Origin of the sequence: Blastococcus sp. CCUG 61487 (genome assembly GCF_005222955.1) — a bacterium.
GTDB lineage: Bacteria > Actinomycetota > Actinomycetes > Mycobacteriales > Geodermatophilaceae > Blastococcus.
Genome location: NZ_LWUA01000209.1, coordinates 1 through 300 on the forward strand (window position 1 = coordinate 1; position 300 = coordinate 300).

Sequence of the window (300 nt, forward strand, 5' to 3'; positions counted from 1 at the left end):
ACGCGAAGATCTCGATCGAGGACACCGCCACCGTCCTGGGCATCCTGGCGAACAACGGCATCAAGGGCTCCGACGCCGGCACGCTGCTGAAGTCGGCGCTGCTGGCCGTGCAGTCGCCGTCCAAGCAGGCCCGCGACGCGATGGCGGACCTGAACCTCACGGCCTACGACGCTCAGGGCAACTTCGTCGGGCTGCGGGCCATCTTCGAGCAGCTGCAGACCGCCCAGGGGCGGATGACGCAGCAGCAGTACGAGATGGCCACCTCGACCCTGTTCGGCTCGGACGCGCCCGGCTGGCCGG

1 protein-coding gene is annotated in these 300 nt (G+C 69.3%); it reads left to right on the forward strand.

Translation table 11 applies throughout. The annotated features are described in order from the left end of the window. On the forward strand, positions 1-300 hold a 300-nt coding region (locus tag A6V29_RS10420; RefSeq protein ID WP_137160220.1), incomplete at both ends, for a phage tail tape measure protein.